This window comes from Scardovia wiggsiae (assembly GCF_051045985.1).
GTDB lineage: Bacteria > Actinomycetota > Actinomycetes > Actinomycetales > Bifidobacteriaceae > Scardovia > Scardovia wiggsiae.
Genome location: NZ_CP157350.1, coordinates 1,002,512 through 1,018,915 on the forward strand (window position 1 = coordinate 1,002,512; position 16,404 = coordinate 1,018,915).

Sequence of the window (16,404 nt, forward strand, 5' to 3'; positions counted from 1 at the left end):
ACCGGCCTTTATCTGTTTATCCCATCCATCCGGATATTCCCCTTGGATGCGATAGCTTTCAGAAGATATTCCATTGCATAGAGTGGGTCCGCCCCATTGCTTTTGCACTGTTCATCGACCCATGCTGCAATCTGGATACAATTACCCAGGCCTTCAGAAGTCCACCCGCGCACATCATGGCGTGCATTTCGCAGCTGCCAGAGCGACATTTTTGCCTCAGCAGGGGTGATTTTGCCCTGGTCAACAGCTGAAGCCTTTGCCATTGACCGGATCTTTACAGCAATCGCCCCAAGGATCGCCAGAGGATCTATCCCCTGTATCACGGCATTCCGCATACCAATAATAGCCTGCGCAAGATCCCCTCCAATAGCCAAGTCGGCAACAGTAAAACCTGTGACCTGAGGGTCCGCAGACAGATAGGTACGGGCAATAGCAAGTGTCATAGGGTTATCGGGGAAATCATCACACAGCTGGCGGCATAATGCAGCGATCTCACCGGTACGGGCCCCTAGAGTATCCGCTATGAACTGTGCAGCATCATTATTGATACGCCGGCCATACATTTCAAAACGCTGTCTGACGAAGTTCGTCCGCGAATTTGCATTCTTGAGGTCCGCAACTTTATCGACTGCAGCACCCGCAGCCTGTGCCCTTCTGATAATGCCGCTCCCCTTTGCAGAACCGTTATGCTGTACGATAACGATACTTGCTGCGGGGCTGGCTGATGCCCGGGCATCTGAACAGTAGCTGACCAGCGCCCTCCCAACATCTTCAGCCATGTCCTCCCCATGGGAAATGACAACAACTGATGCATCCGACAAAAGGGAGGGGCTGACCGCCTCATCGAAATCAAAGGATGTGCAGGATGCCGCGTCGAGCTCTATAACCTCAGCATCAGGCAGTGCTGCATGCGCTTTATCCTTAAGCTCGCGTACACGCTGGGCTGCCAGAAAATCATCAGCACCTGAGACGATATGTATCCTTCCTTGCGGCATGCTTCCACTGTTCCTTTATCGGTGGACAAACCGCTTCAGCGCCCTGCTGCCAGCGGGAAACAAAAATACTTCGGCGGATATCATCCCGGTACCTCTGTATCCGTTCACGCGGTCCTATATGCAGTTCAGCATCATTACTTATTCCTGCAGCATCTGTCTTCACAGCACGTGCAATCCGCACAGCAATGGCTACCACGCTGAATGCGCTATATACCGCAGCTAAAACCATCACACCTTTTATCCCCGAAGGCCACGGCACCGCGCACCACGGATTGTCCGACATCCATAGGGATACAGCATTCATTACCTGGGTAAACCCCGAAGCGAGCCACACACAGCCGAAAGATAAGGAAGGCCATACAGTACACGTTATGAACCCTATTATGCCAAATACTGTTGCGCATGATACGAACGGCGCAACGGCAAGGTTCGCAGCCACAGACAGTACAGGTATTGATGGCGTTATGAGGATACTTACCGGAAGGCTCAGCAGCTGGGCACAGACAGTAAGGGATACAGCCTGTGCGCCAGCTCTGGGGATATACCGTGACAGTATCCCGCACAGGCCGGGATGGAAAAGGAATATCCCGTAAACAGCAGAACAGGACAGGGCGAATCCGAAGCTCCATGCATAGGATGGGCAGATAAGCAGGACCATTATGACCGTAAGGTTTAACAGTGAAAATGCATTTTTCAGGATGCCTGCGAATAATGCAAGTATCCCCAGCATCCCCATAACCAGAGCCCTTACTATGGAGTCTGAAGGGTACATAAACATATAAAGCGCACAGTATCCGCATGCTGTCACGCCGGCTACTGTCTTCCGGTGCGCATGCAGCCGGACAAGTATCCATCTGAGGAATACTGCGATAAGGGCAAAATGGCTCCCTGAAACAGCCATGAGATGCATGATCCCCAGATTGAGGAAAGAATTTTTAATACGGGAAATATATGCGCTTGGAATGGATGGCGGGCCTGCATTGCCTATCCCTGCCTGCCTTTCCGGAACAGCACCGCTTCCCCGTACCCCGTTCCCGGATACTTTGCCTGATGCCGAAGTATTATCCGCGAGGAAGGACTCATTGCCCATAACACCTAAGGTCAGGCCCGGAACAAGTATCCTTCCCTGCGGCGAAAGACGCTGTGTCTGTGCGATAAATGCATTTTGCATCCTGTTTATATATCTGAACCATAGTTTTGGCTTCTCCACAAGTTTTACGGATATCTCTGCAGAAGCAGCACCCGGTCCCCCTGCCCTGCTGCCGGCAGATATCCAGTATGGGACTTTCCCATACTGGGCCCGGGATATTGCGCCTGTAACAGCAAAGTATCCATGATTTTCAAATATGCATGACCCGCCTTTCGCATATAAACGTACAGGCAGCGAAACAGCTGACAGGACGCCGCCGGCATCGGCTACATGCGTAATATGCGCATCGATCTTGCAGTCAAAGCTTCTCCTGTCGGAAGCCGTCATCGGCGATTCTGCCCGCACGAACACTGATACAGGTGCGGAAGAAGTATCTTTGGAACCAGACAGCTGAGTTCTGCCGGGTGCGCTAAGGGTGCCAAGTATGCCGGATGCGCCAGGAGCATTAAAAGTGCCATGCCTGCCATGCATGCCAGATATACCAAACGCAGAGATATCTGACTGTTCCGTATTTTCATATACGCATACGCTGACAGCCATGCACAGGCCGGCGACCGAGCACACAATACAATAAAGCCCTGCACTCACAAGGATACCGGGTCGCAGGCGAGGCACTTTGCCGGCACACAGCCACACTATTACAGAGCCTGCTACGATACCCGCTCCGCAGGAAATGGCAAAACCGGGGATCATCTCGGGCCTCATATGGCATATCAGCGCAGCTGCCCATAAAGCCACGGCAACAATGCATAATCTGAAATCCTTATAGATACTGTTTTTCATCGTTCCGCCGCCTCCGCTACCCGGATACACTGATGCTGCCGCGGATTTTTGCCAGTGTTTTTGCCCCTATCCCTGCAACGTTGAGAAGCTCATCAACAGATGTGAAACGGCCGTGGGATGTGCGGTAAGCGATAATTTTCTTTGCAGTAGATGGCCCTATACCTTTTATTGTTTCAAGCTGCTCTTCAGAAGCAGAATTGATATTGATACGCATATCCTGCTTCCCCGTACTTCCGGGATTTCCTCCATTGCCCGAAATCCCGGTACCCTGTGAGGGCTGTCCGGACATCCCGGCAGCCCCTCCCTTCTGCTCTGCTTCCTGCTGAAGCGTACGGCTCTGCTCACTTTCCTCTGCCTGCCCGGCTGCACTGCCTGTATTGCCAGAATCTCCGGTACTGTGCTGCGCGGCGTCCCCATCCTTCCCCTGGTGATCCTGATGCCGGCTGGTGTCTCTGCTGCGGCCGGACGCAGCAATACCCACCGCCTGCTGAAGTGACCGTATGCTTGAAGACTGTATGATAAGCAGGGTCAGGCTGGCACACAGCCCTGTGACGAGGATAAGGATGATGCATACCGCCTGCGCGGGCGTCATAAAAAACCGGTGGGATGGGTGTGCATAAATATCCCGGTGCCGTCCTGGAATCTTACCGTGCCGCATACAGAAATGGTGCCATATAACCATCGTTTATGGCACCATTTTCATAAGCTGTGGCTGAATGTGGATAACACACCTTGCCTTACGCTTGACAACAGGCCTCAGCCGCGTATCCGGCAGCTGCAGCGTCCCGGCCGGAACCTCTCAGCCGAAACCTCTCAGGTCGGAACCGGAGGCCTGCCAGTAACAGTAACCCCGGAATGCTATTCTGCCGGAACAATCGACACAATTTTTGGCGGTTTTACAATCACCTTCCTTGGGGCTTTCCCTCCGAGCCTGCTGGCCACTGCCTCGCTTTCCAATGCACGCTTTTCCAGCTCCTCAGCACTGATATCGGCGGGGACTTCAAGCTTGCCGCGGACCTTGCCTTTTATCTGGATCACGGCAGTAACCGTGTCCTGGCCCACATACCGGCTGTCTGCTTCAGGCCACTGCGCATGGGCTATCGATTCCGCATGCCCCAGCCTGTTCCACAACTCTTCGCATATATGCGGAGCTATCGGGGAAAGCATAAGGATCAGCGGCTCTACCGCTGACCGGGGCACCGCCTTCACTGTAGTCAGATGGTTATTCAGCACGATCAGTTTGGAGATAGCGGTATTCGGCCGCATACCCTCAATCTCTTCGGTAACTTCGGCGATAGTATTGTTAAGCAGCTTAAGGGTCTTACCGTCAGGGGCATCCTCCGTAACAGAGACCTCCCCTGTATTTTCATCAATCACATTGCGCCACAGCCTCTGCAGGAACCGCATCCCGCCGATGACATTTTTGGTATCCCAAGGGCGGGATTCGTCAATGGGCCCCATGCTCATCTCGTACAGCCGGAAAGTATCAGCACCATACTGTCTGCTCATTTCGTCAGGCGTGATGATATTTTTAAGGCTTTTGCCCATCTTGCCGAATTCACGGCTGACTTTCTGCCCCTTCCAGGAATATTCAGATACACCGTCCACATCCTTTTCTTCGACTTCTGCAGCCGGGACATACTGCCCCCGGGAATCTGTATATGCATATGCCTGGATATACCCGTTATTGAAAAGCTTGTGGAAAGGTTCCGGGGAATTCACATACCCCAGGTCAAAAAGGATTTTATGCCAGAACCGTGTATACAGCAGGTGAAGCACAGAATGTTCCACGCCGCCGACATACAGGTCTACCCCGCCGGCATCCCCTGCTGTAGGGTTGTGCCGGGGGCCAAGCCAGTATGCGAATTCATCTTTATCAACCATATGCGCACTGTCATGCGGATCAATATAGCGCATATAGTACCAGCATGATCCGGCCCAGTTAGGCATGGTATTGGTATCACGGTGGTAGGTTTGAGGCCCATCCCCCAGGTCAAGGGTGACGTTTACCCAGTCCGGGTTGCGTGACAGCGGCGCTTCAGGGTCTGACTCATTGTCTTCAGGGTCGAATGTGCGCGGAGCATAATCCGGGACGTCAGGCAGGCCTATAGGAAGCTGGCTGTCAGGCACCAGATGGGCTACCCCTTCATCATCATAAACGATAGGGAACGGCTCCCCCCAGTAACGCTGACGGGAGAAAAGCCAATCCCTCAGCCTGTAGGAGACTCTCCCTTCGCCTGCCCCCTCACGTTCAAGCCATGCAACCATCGCCTCAGCAGCTTTGTCAACTGACATGCCGTTCAGTGAAGGCGCAGTGCCCGTATACTCATCAGCGTCCCTGGGAGAATTGATAACTATGCCGTCATGGAGAATATAAGCAGATTTCCCTTCATAATTGCCGAGGCTGTCCTGCGAACCATCGGAAGGCTTTACTGTGTAGATGACGGGGAGGCCGAAAGCATCAGCAAATTCATAGTCCCGCTGGTCGCCGCCCGGGACTGCCATTATGGCACCAGTCCCATAATCCATAAGCACATAATCAGCAGAAAAAACAGGCAAAAGCGTCCCGGTTACAGGGTTTTTGGCATACAGCCCTGTAAAGAAGCCGGTTTTAGCCCCGTTATCTTCTATCCGGTCGCGGGCTGTTTTCGCTGCTGAGGTCTTCCTGTATTCGCGGACGGCAGATTTCGGGTCACTGTATCCGGACGTCCACCGGCCAGGGATATCAGCTTCCCACTGCTCAGGTACATTTTCAAGGAGCGGATGCTCGGGGGAAACAACGGCAAAAGTTGAGCCGTAAAGGGTATCGGGCCGCGTTGTATAAACTTCCAGATCCTGTCCAAGCCTGCTGCCGTCAGCGCTGTATATGCCGAAACGCACAGAAGCCCCATGCGACTCGCCTATCCAGTTACGCTGCATCAGTTTGACTTTTTCAGGCCAGTCGATAGTATCCAAATCTTCTATAAGCCGGTGCCCGTACGCGGTGATCCGCATGGACCACTGGCTCAGCTCACGCTGGAACACAGGGAAATTGCCCCGCTCTGAGCGCCCGTCCGCTGTCACTTCCTCATTGGCCAGCACGGTCCCGAGCCCCGGGCACCAGTTGACAGGGGATTTGGAAATATACGCAAGCCGGAAATCATTAAGGATATCAGCCCGCTGGGCATGGGTAAGGTCCTTCCACTGCTTCCCCGTACCCTCGAATCCCGGGATTTCACGGTCTCCTGATTCAAACTGGGCTTCAAGCTCGCTAATTGGCCGTGCACTCCCTTTCGCCCCATCGGCACGGACAAAACCTTCGTCATACCATGAATCATATATCCGTGAAAAGATCCATTGTGTCCATCGGATATATTCAGGGTCTATAGTTTTCAGGGAACGCCGGTAATCAAAGCTGAGTCCCATACGGCGAAGCTGGCGCTGCATATTGGCAATATTCTGTTCAGTAGTGATGCGCGGATGCTGCCCGGTCTGCACCGCATACTGCTCCGCCGGAAGGCCGAAAGCGTCGTATCCCATAGTATGCAGCACATTTTCACCCTTCATGCGGTGGTATCGTGCCATAACGTCTGTTGCAATATATCCGAGCGGATGGCCTACATGCAGGCCTTTACCTGACGGGTAGGGGAACATGGATATGACGAAATACGGGGTACGCCCGTCCGCGTGGTCCCCCTGATAATCTTTAAGATGGCCTTTCACATTCCCGGCCCAGAATGTGCCTTCCTTGTCCCATACATCCTGCCAGTGTTTCTCTATGGCCTGCGCAGCCTGCGCAGTATACCTGTACCTGGGTTCGGAATCGGTGCTCATAATTCTCCTGTATCTGTTGCAAACTCCTGTATGAAATTATCCCCGCTGTTTACGACTTTACAGATTTTATAATACAGACTTTATACCGCGCAGCAGGGATGGGACAGCGGCTGAAGGTAGGCCGAGGGCAGCTCAGCTTTTGCCCACTTTGAAGAACCGGCTGTGCATAAGCCACCATGTGGCGCCCACGGTAATGGCCAGGGTGGAAAGCATAACTGTCGCAAAACCCCACGGCTTGTCAAGGAAGGGCATCCACGGGAAATTCATGCCGTACAGCGAAAATACAAGGGTCGGGATGGTCAGGACGATGGAAATAATAGTAAATACCCGCATAACATTATTCACATTATTCGACACAATGGAACTGAACGCATCCGTCATCCCCTGAAGAACGCCCTGGTAAATAGTTGCCATCTCGATAGCCTGCTTATTCTCTGTGATCACATCCTCAAGCAGATCATTATCATCCTCGTACGGCCTGATACGGTTCAAGGTGGTCAGCTTCTCAAGCACTATTTCATTCGATTTAAGGCTTGTGGTGAAATACAGCAAAGACTTAGACAGCTCCATGAGGATGAGGATCTCACGGTTCTGCGTGGAATCCTGCATCCTGATCTCCAGTTTGTCGGATTCCCGGTCAATGATACGCAGATACCGCAGATACATTGCCGCATTCCGGTAAAGTATCTGCAAAATAAACCGTGTATGCATAAAAGTATTGAACCCGCGGATAGTCCCGTCCATAAACGGGTGCAGAAGCGGGGTATCCTGCGAGCATACAGTAATGATCACGCCGTCAGTCACAATAATAGACAGAGGGATAGTATTGTACCAGTTCCGCTCAGCACGCTCTTCGACAGTAGGGATATCAACGATGATCATAGTATAGTCATCTTCAACATCAATACGTGAGCGCTCTTCATCATCCAGAGGGGCCCGCAGGTCTGCGAGGTCGATCTTATGCTTCTGTGAAACCGTCGAAAGCTCTATATCCGTGGGGTCAACAAGTGATATCCATGCGCCGCGTTCAGGCTTCGAGACCTGCTCTGTCTGCCCGTCAATCGTATTAAATATACGCATCATAGTCATCACCGCCCTCAATACACCGAGTAAGCTTTACATCATAACCTTATATTTTATACTGAAGTAAATACGTAGTAAAAATTGAACGTTACCCCTTCACTATAAGTAGATTAAAACACCGTGCAGAGTATAGCTTATTTTATCTGCAACCGGGATCTGTCATTATGGATCTTTACAATTTTAAATGAATAAGATCAATTTCGATATAAAGCCGAGGAGCCTTAGCGCATGGATACGAGCGATCCTCTGGAATCCGGCAGCTATTCAGGCAAAACTAACAGGCTTCAGCTGTGATATCCATATGGATACCAAATTTCGTAGTATATGATTGGTTTTACTTTACCAAGCGATCTTAACTCCCCTCTTGACGTTCTAAGCCAGTTCCAGCCTCCTGCATCTGTGAAAGCTAATTCCACACCAGGAAAGGCTCCACAGCCGCGCCAGCCCTCTGGAGCTGGAAATTGCCAATTTTCTAGAGGAGAGTAAACAGGTATATAAACACTCTTAGCACACTATACCCAGTAGTAAAAAACATAACCTCCTGCCCTCAATGGGCAGGAGTAAAGGATATAAAATGAAAAACTCATACGAGTTTAGTCTTTATTATAGCACCTTTAAATCCGGCATTCCTCTTCGGCACTTCTCTAAGCAAAGCTATCTGCAGTCAAGTACTCCCAATTATCTGAAAGACAGTAAAAGAGGATAATGACAGATAGGCAAACATGGGCAAACGTGGGCACATTATAGGGACGGGAAAAAGAAAGCCTTGGAACACTAATGTTTCCAAGGCTTCCACATACTTTATAGAAGTGGAGCTAAGGGGATTCGAACCCCTGACCTTCTCAATGCCATTGAGACGCGCTACCAACTGCGCCATAGCCCCGAAGTACGAAAATCATTTTAGCGAATAGGGAGTATTTTAGCTATCCCTGATTGAATTATCAGCGTGTCGGGTACCTCTCAGGATCCACTGGACGCCTTGATTTTCCTCGTTTATACGGCTGCAGGATGCCTGCATGCTATCAGCAAGCATGATAAGTAGCAAAGCCATCTTTTGGCTGCACAGGCAGCCTTTGTCCGCATGGGAACCCATAATTGTTCCATCGACCAGAGGTCGCGTTTGACATCAGTACCTGTTTGGAGCTGAAAAGCAGCAACGATAAACAGCGAAAGGGGAAAACGCCGAAGCGCACGGCCGCTTTTTCAGCCGTACGCTGGGCTTTGATCCAAAAGATCAAAGACTGTCGTAGTTTGTACGGTTTCTGCACTGCAGAGGCCCGGACAGCTGCGGAGCGCTATCGAGATCCGGTTCTGCTTAAGCCGCACAGCCTCTGGAACACGTTATACCACAGATGTACGGAGGAAAATGAGCAATTCAGGAAGCCATCACCAGGGCAAGCAGGACGGTTCACCATCACATACCGGGTACGCTGCAGCAAAGCAGCCAGGCATACAGGCGGAAGCAGCGCAAAGTTCAGAGCCTGAGCAGCCGCGTTCCGGCAACACAGTCAGGCGCGCCCTGAAAACCCGGCACGTATCCATGATCGCCCTTGGCGGGAGCATCGGCACAGGGCTCTTCGTTGCCAGCGGGGCAAGTATCCATTCAGCCGGTCCCGGCGGGGCCCTTGCTGCATACGCTGCAATCGGGATCATGGTATATTTCCTGATGACATCACTCGGCGAAATGGCTACATATATGCCCGTAACAGGGTCATTTGCCACGTACGCGGGACGCTTTGTCGACCCTGCCCTCGGATTCGCGATGGGATGGAACTACTGGTTCAACTGGGCTATCACTGTTGCCGTAGATACCACGACCAGTGCCATAGTCCTGCGGTACTGGTTCCCGTCAGTGCCTGTCTGGGTATTCTCCCTGGCCGTCCTTGCTGTGATCTTCCTCATCAATGTACTTGCTGTGCAGTCCTTCGGCGAAACTGAATACTGGATGGCACTCATAAAAGTTATAACCGTTATCATCTTCCTTATCGTAGGGACCCTTACCATAGCCGGGATCATTGGCGGAAAAGCTACTTTCCTGTCTAATTTCACATATAAAGAGGCACCCTTCGTCGGAGGTTTCCCCGCAGTGCTTGGGGCATTTACCGTCGCCGGGTTTTCCTTCCAGGGGACTGAGCTTATAGGTATAACTGCGGGCGAATCCGCCACACCGGAGAAAAGCATCCCCAAAGCCATCAAACAGGTATTCTGGAGGATACTCCTGTTCTATATCCTCTCAATATTTGTTATCGCCTGCATCATCCCCTACACCAGCCCCAGCCTGCTGGGATCAGAAGCAACAGACATTGCAATGAGCCCATTCACCCTGGTTTTCCAACGCGCAGGGCTCGCAGCAGCCGCCGCTATCATGAATGCAGTAGTCCTCACATCTGTTATCTCTGCTGCAAACTCGGGTATGTACGCTTCCACACGCATGCTCTATGCCCTTGCCAAAGAAAAACATGCGCCTGGCATTTTCGGTATGGTCAATTTCCATGGCATACCCATACCTGCACTGTTAGGGACAACATTTGTTGCATTTCTGACTTTTCTGACAAGTATCTTCGGGAACGACATCTACATATTCCTTGTAGCAGCAAGCGGGCTCACCGGTTTTATAGCATGGGCGGGGATCGCCATATCGCATTTCCGTTTCCGCAGGGCGTTCATAGCACAGGGGCATTCGCTTGATGAAATGAAATACCACGCGAAATGGTTCCCCTTTGGTCCTGTCCTTGCTTTTATCCTGTGTATCCTGGTCATAGTCGGGCAGGATCTGAATTCTTTCAGGACGCTCAACTGGCAGGCGATATGTGTCACCTACATGTCCGTGCCGCTGTTCCTGATCCTGTATTTAGGATACAAGATCAGGAACCGCACTAAAGTCATCCCTCTTAAAGATATTGATCTCGACAGCCTCAGCATACAGCACGATAAACATGATAAGCATGATAAAACGGCTGGTATCGGAGGAACTGCTCATACAGCAGCCACGCACAAAGTACAGAAGACCGAGATGAGTTAGGCCTGGAGGCTGGAAAGGCTGGCCTGTTCGGAAAGGTCGGGATTATTCCAGTCGGTAATGTAAGCAGCGACCGGCCCATGTTCGTATTCTTCCAGACGCCAGCGTACCGAACCGTCAGGCATATCCAGCCCGGACAGCTTTACCCAGAAAGCGTTGCGCATAGATACCAGGCTGGCAAAATCCGGATATGTATCAGTTAGCCGCAAAAGGGTCTGCACGGTCTGATTGATCCACGCTCCATGCGAGAAAACAAAAAGATCAGTATCACTGCCTGCCCTGGCTGCCCAGTCTGTGACAGCTGCGACTCCGCGCGTACCGACCTGCTCCTTAAGCTCTGCCCCATGCCTGAGCTCCCCGCCTTCAAACCGCTCCCATGCGACGTAATCCTCGGGGAACTGTTCACGGACCTCATTCATCGACATGCCTTCCCAGTCACCGAAATTGCGTTCAGCTACGCGCTCGTCTACATGGACCGGAAGCCCCAGCGGATCAGCAAATGTATGTGCAGTTTCCTGGGCCCTTCCGAGATTCGAGCTCACTACGATCTGATGCCTGGCAGAGGGCACACTTCCGCCCTGAGAGGCCGGCTGCCCGCCCCAATATGCGGAAGCACCGCGCGAAAATACCTCAACACGCTCTCCGTCACCATTGATCACACCATTTACGCCCGACTGCACATCAAATGTGTTATCGCCGTCAGACTGCACATACAGGCGAGTGAGTTCAGCAGCGGTCTGGCGGACCTGCCAGCGCCCGATATCGTTAAGCGGGATATCTATCTGCCCCTGGAAACGGTGCTGGGCATTGTATGAAGTCTGCCCGTGCCGGATCAGGAATATTGAATGTACATGCTGCCCCATTTAACCCAGTGCCCCTTCAGCCGGCCGGCCGTTATCTGCCGAGGCTGCCTCATCATAGGTATCAGCATCAGCAGCCCCGACGGCGCCCTTCTGGCCATCATCGGTATGCTCAGGAAGCCCGAGGCCGATACGCGGGCACTCTTTCCACAGCCTGTCAAGATCGTAAAACTCGCGTGATTCCCGATCCATAATATGCACCACAAAATCACCGTAATCCTGCAGTATCCACTGCCCCTCGCTGACACCCTCACGTTCGCGGGGGCTTATCCCCTTCTGCAGATGCATCTGCTTTTCGACCTCTTCGGCAATAGACAGTACCTGACGCGGATTGTCCCCCGTAATAATGAGGAAGATATCGGTGATTGCAAGCGGCTCAGTGACATCAAAGGCAATAATATCTTCACCTTTCATCCTGTCTGCAGCTGCAGCGGCAATACGCACTGAATCAATGGAATCCTGTACTGCTGGCATAAATTCTCGCTTTCGTTATTTTTATTTTATTATTCCCTGTTTTATATTATCCGCTGCCTATTTTTCACGTTCCCAGGCCGGTTTCCACTGCTCAACTGTATGCTGTGAATTTTCGGAATAGACCATAGCATCATCAGGGACATCATGACGGATAACACTGCCGGCACCGGAAGTAACATTATCTCCTACTGTTACCGGGGCTACAAGCATATTGCCCGCACCTATATGGACATGGGAGCCGATTTCCGTATGGTTCTTATGCACCCCGTCATAATTTGCGGTGATCGTGCCTCCGCCGACGTTGGTATTTTCGTGGATATGCGCATCTCCCACATAGCTGAGATGCGGCACTTTCGTCCCCTCATCTATAACCGCCTTTTTCATTTCCACATATGCCCCCGCTTTTGTATGCGGGCCAAGCGTATTGCCGGGGCGAAGGTACGTCCATGGGCCGATCACAGCCCCCTCCCCTATACGGGAATCCTCTGCGCGGGAACGCTCAACTACAGCGCCCTCATCAACCTGGGTATTGATAAGGGTAGTATCCGGGCCGATCACGGCATGCGACGATACGGCAGTTGAACCTTTAAGATATGTCCCCGGAAGGATAACCGCATCAGGGCTGATCTTAACGTCATCTTCTATCCACGTTGTCTGAGGATCAATAACTGTGACACCTTCACGCATCCAGCCTTCGCACACACGGATATTATGCGCCTTGAGCAATGCGGCAAGCTGCACTCTGTCATTGACGCCTTCAACACTCAGGTTATCAGGGGACTGGAAAATACCGACATGCCCGATCTCCCGTGCTGTTTCCAGCGCATCAGTAAGATAGAATTCCCCCTGCGCATTATCGGCAGACAGCCCTGAGACAGCCTGGGACAACACTTCAGCATCAAATGCGTATACTGACGTATTCACTTCTGTGACCAGCAGCTCACTCGCATTGGCATCTTTCTGCTCCACTATGCGCAGAAGGTTCCCCTGCGGATCGCGGATAATACGGCCGTATCCGAAGGGATCCTGCAGGGTTGCTGTCAGGACAGTCGCTGCATTGTTATGGGCCTCATGGGCTTCCAGGAGCTGATGCAGGGTTGCAGTATCCAGAAGGGGCATGTCAGAAGCAACAATAAGCACAGTCCCATGGAATTCATTAAGTTTTTCCAGTTCAAAAACAGCACACTGCACGGCCCTTCCGGTCCCGGCGATCTCATCCTGCTCAACAATAACCGCATCACTGTTATACGACCGCGCCGCCTGCGCGACCCGCTCTGCCTGGTATTTGACGACCACAGCCTCATTGCGCGGATGAAGCGCGCTGACGCTGTCCATAACGCGCCGGAGAAAAGTCTTTCCAGCAAAATCATGAAGTACTTTAGGGGTATCCGATTTCATGCGGGTCCCTTCCCCCGCTGCAAGGATAATCGCGCAATCCAATCTTGCCATATCTCTTCCTGGATTCCTATCTGCAGGGCATCCCGCCCCGCCTGTCGTGTGTTGCCTGTTATACGCAAATTGCGCAGCCGCAACGGCTACGCAACCACAGGTTCCCCCACCTGGACTCGAACCAAGACTAAGGGTTCCAAAGACCCGTGTGCTGCCATTACACCATGGGGGAATTGGGCGCCGCAGCGCCCACAAAGCACTATTATGGCATACCCGCTGGTCACCGGCACACAGCTGCAGCTATCTTATTCCGAACGCGGATAGGCCAAAGGTATATCAGCCCCATGATACCGGGGATAGTTTTCAAAAAGCCTGGCCACAGAACCATCGCTGAAAACAGCTTTCATGGCTCCGGCAAGAAGCGGGGCGATAGACAGGACCGTCAGGCCCTTCCATCTTTTCTCAGGAGGGATCGGAACTGTATCAGTCAAAACCACTTCGCAGGCACCGCAGTTCTTCAGGCGCTCCACGGCAGGGTCCGAAAGGACACCGTGGGTTGCCACAACGATAACAGATTTTGCCCCAGCCTCAAGGACGATTTTTGTCGCTTCAGCAATCGTACCGCCCGTATCAATAAGGTCATCAACGAGGACGCAGTCTTTGCCGGAGACATCGCCCACAACGCGGTTGGCCACGGTATGGTTGGGACGGGTAATATCGCGGGTCTTATGGATAAATGCCAGCGGGCAGCCCCCCAGACGCAGCGCCCACTGCTCTGCAACACGGATACGTCCCGCATCAGGCGACACCAGGGCCACATTATCAAGCGGTACACGTGTACGCACATATTCAACAAGTACGGGCATAGCCTGCAGATGGTCTACGGGACCGTCAAAGAACCCCTGGGACTGCGCAGCATGCAGGTCAACAGACATAACACGGTCGGCACCGGCGGTTTTGAACAGGTCGAAAACCAGACGGCAGGTAATAGGCTCCCGGCCGCGATGTTTCTTATCCTGGCGGGCATACCCGAGCATAGGGCACACCGCTGTGATGGACCGGGCCGATGCACGCTTGAGCGCATCGATCATGATCAGTTGTTCCATGATCCATTTATTGATAGGATCTGTATGGCTCTGCATAACAAAAACGTCCGCGCCACGGACAGATTCCGTGTAACGGACGTACATCTCACCATTAGCAAAGTCATAAGCAGTCGTTTCCAAAACATCGATTCCAAGATATTTTGCAACATCCTGCGCAAGTTTGGGGTCTGCCCTGCCAGTAACCAAAATGAGGTTTTTGTCCGGCTGGCCTTCAAGAACTACGCTCACCATGTCTCCATTATTCGCAGTGTTTGGAACAACTCCATACTAACAGGCAGATAACCCAAGAAGGGGCTCTGTGCGTCGGTATCAATGCGCGCTACGGTAAAGGCCATGTTTATCAATATATTGCACCACGCCATCAGGGACCAGGTACCATACCGGTTCCCCGTCGCGTGCCCGGCGGCGTATATCCGTAGAAGAAATCGACAGGGCGGGGATCTCCATTAGATCCACAGCGTGCCCGGGGGCACCGGCTTTTTTCAGGTCAAGGGAATACCCTGGGCGGGATACCCCCACAAAATGCGCAAGGTCCCACATCTCACCGGCATCTTTCCACTTCATGATCTCCGTAAGGGCATCTGCACCGGTTATAAAGAAAAGTTCGGCATCTGGACGCAGCTGCCTGATATCGCGCAACGTATCGATAGTATAGGTGACCCCCGGACGGTCGATATCTACGCGCGACACAATGAACTGCGGATTCGATGCTGTTGCGATAACGGTCATGAGATAACGGTCTTCTGCATTCGTTACATCCGCATCAAGCTTGAATACAGGCCTTCCTGTGGGGACAAAAACCACTTCATCCAGATCATATACCCAGGCAACTTCAGATGCTGCAACAAGATGCCCGTTATGGATCGGGTCAAAAGTGCCGCCCATGATGCCGACTCTGGGGATATCGTGCCTGTTCCCCCGTGCAGAAAGCCTTTTACGATGCCTGACGCCTGTTTCACTGCTGAGGTCAGACATACTGCGTTCAGAAGCACCCACAGGAGGGGCATTGCCGGGACCCCGCCCTGCCCTTCCTGATCCTGCATCACCCATTATGCGTTTTGCCCTTTCCTGCCCTACCGGATGCTCCTTCTGCCCTATCGCCTGATGTACCGGCATCTGCTGCACCCGTCGGAGCCTGCGTTATATTTGTTGATGTTACCGACACTGCCGATCCTGCCGTGCCGCTGTCAGCCTCCAGGTTCTGCACGATCTGTTCGGAAGCGATCCCCTGGTCCTGCATATCCAGGTACTCCCGGGCGCCAGATTCTATCTGGTCCATATCGTTATTCCACTCTTTTTCTACGTATCGGCGGACTTCTGCATACGTCGGCAGAAGGAAATCCGGCTGGTAGACTTTGCGCACATTGCCTACACACTCGCTTATCCGGTTGAGGTCCTCCGCCATCGTATCGGCATCGCCGTTCTTCTCCCCCTGTCGGAATTCATCAATATATTTCTCAATTGTTTCAATATCAGCTGCAACCGAATCAAGGCTTTCGTCAGGTATATCCTGGACATCCCGCGAACCCGGCTGAGGCCATCCGATCAGCATAGCATCAGCATATTCAAGCGCAGCCCGCTGGGCTACAGTAGGAAGCCCGTCTTCTATAGTCACTACGAAAACGTAACGTACAGTACTCAGCCTTTCAGAAACGATACGCAGCCACAGCCGCGGCTGTTCACGTTCCAAACGCTTGATGTCCTCTTTGGGATAGCTCATAATAATCCCATT

The 16,404-nt window shown here is 52.3% G+C and carries 12 protein-coding genes, 2 tRNA genes and 1 riboswitch; of the genes, 1 reads left to right on the forward strand and 13 read right to left on the reverse strand.

All coding sequences use genetic code 11. From position 1 onward, the window contains the following. Positions 1-8: 8 nt before the first annotated feature. The 6 genes from holA to ABKA16_RS04260 form a co-directional block, all read right to left on the reverse strand. Positions 9-995 (reverse strand): DNA polymerase III subunit delta, encoded by a 987-nt coding sequence (gene holA, locus ABKA16_RS04235; protein ID WP_381000578.1) that lies wholly within the window; start codon positions 993-995, stop codon positions 9-11. Then, on the reverse strand, positions 958-2,928 hold the full coding sequence (locus ABKA16_RS04240; protein WP_381000576.1) for a ComEC/Rec2 family competence protein: 1,971 nt from the start codon (positions 2,926-2,928) through the stop codon (positions 958-960). Before ABKA16_RS04240 ends, holA begins: the two co-directional genes overlap by 38 nt. Positions 2,929-2,944: 16 nt before the next feature. Further along, on the reverse strand, positions 2,945-3,520 hold the full coding sequence (locus tag ABKA16_RS04245) for a ComEA family DNA-binding protein (protein WP_381000574.1): 576 nt from the start codon (positions 3,518-3,520) through the stop codon (positions 2,945-2,947). 266 nt (positions 3,521-3,786) lie between these two features. Next, positions 3,787-6,741 (reverse strand): leucine--tRNA ligase, encoded by a 2,955-nt coding sequence (gene leuS / locus ABKA16_RS04250; RefSeq protein ID WP_381000572.1) that lies wholly within the window; start codon positions 6,739-6,741, stop codon positions 3,787-3,789. Positions 6,742-6,873: 132 nt separating this feature from the next. Further along, entirely contained in the window at positions 6,874-7,824 is a 951-nt protein-coding gene (locus ABKA16_RS04255; RefSeq protein ID WP_381000570.1) for a magnesium transporter CorA family protein, read from the reverse strand. 810 nt (positions 7,825-8,634) lie between these two features. Beyond that, a tRNA-Ala gene (locus ABKA16_RS04260) sits at positions 8,635-8,707 on the reverse strand. A 216-nt stretch (positions 8,708-8,923) separates the two neighbouring features. After that, a riboswitch (Lysine riboswitch) is annotated at positions 8,924-9,130 on the forward strand. Positions 9,131-9,190: 60 nt separating this feature from the next. On the opposite strand from ABKA16_RS04260, the gene ABKA16_RS04265 reads away from it, so the two are divergent. Then, positions 9,191-10,846 carry an amino acid permease gene (locus ABKA16_RS04265; RefSeq protein WP_381000568.1) on the forward strand — a complete coding sequence of 552 codons (1,656 nt, stop codon included), beginning with the start codon at positions 9,191-9,193 and terminating at the stop codon, positions 10,844-10,846. Here the strand turns inward: ABKA16_RS04265 and ABKA16_RS04270 are convergent. The 7 genes from ABKA16_RS04270 to ABKA16_RS04300 all read right to left on the reverse strand — a co-directional run bounded on the left by ABKA16_RS04270 (position 10,843) and on the right by ABKA16_RS04300 (position 16,392). After that, positions 10,843-11,706: a histidine phosphatase family protein gene (locus ABKA16_RS04270; protein ID WP_381000566.1), complete on the reverse strand. Its 864-nt coding sequence runs from the start codon at positions 11,704-11,706 to the stop codon at positions 10,843-10,845. The genes ABKA16_RS04265 and ABKA16_RS04270 overlap by 4 nt on opposite strands. Beyond that, entirely contained in the window at positions 11,707-12,177 is a 471-nt protein-coding gene (rsfS, locus tag ABKA16_RS04275; protein ID WP_381000564.1) for a ribosome silencing factor, read from the reverse strand. Between the two features lie 57 nt (positions 12,178-12,234). Further along, positions 12,235-13,626, reverse strand: coding sequence for a bifunctional UDP-N-acetylglucosamine diphosphorylase/glucosamine-1-phosphate N-acetyltransferase GlmU (gene glmU, locus ABKA16_RS04280; protein ID WP_381000562.1), 1,392 nt, complete (start codon positions 13,624-13,626; stop codon positions 12,235-12,237). Positions 13,627-13,727: 101 nt separating this feature from the next. Beyond that, a tRNA-Gln gene (locus ABKA16_RS04285) sits at positions 13,728-13,798 on the reverse strand. 73 nt (positions 13,799-13,871) lie between these two features. Further along, complete coding sequence (locus ABKA16_RS04290) at positions 13,872-14,903, reverse strand: ribose-phosphate diphosphokinase (RefSeq protein WP_381000560.1); 1,032 nt, start codon at positions 14,901-14,903, stop codon at positions 13,872-13,874. Between the two features lie 78 nt (positions 14,904-14,981). Beyond that, positions 14,982-15,722 carry a nicotinate-nucleotide adenylyltransferase gene (gene nadD, locus ABKA16_RS04295; protein ID WP_381000558.1) on the reverse strand — a complete coding sequence of 247 codons (741 nt, stop codon included), beginning with the start codon at positions 15,720-15,722 and terminating at the stop codon, positions 14,982-14,984. Further along, the gene (locus tag ABKA16_RS04300) at positions 15,715-16,392 is read right to left on the reverse strand and encodes a hypothetical protein (protein WP_381000556.1); all 678 of its coding nucleotides are present in this window, start codon (positions 16,390-16,392) and stop codon (positions 15,715-15,717) included. The genes nadD and ABKA16_RS04300 overlap by 8 nt, the downstream gene beginning before the upstream one ends. Positions 16,393-16,404 lie beyond the last annotated feature (12 nt).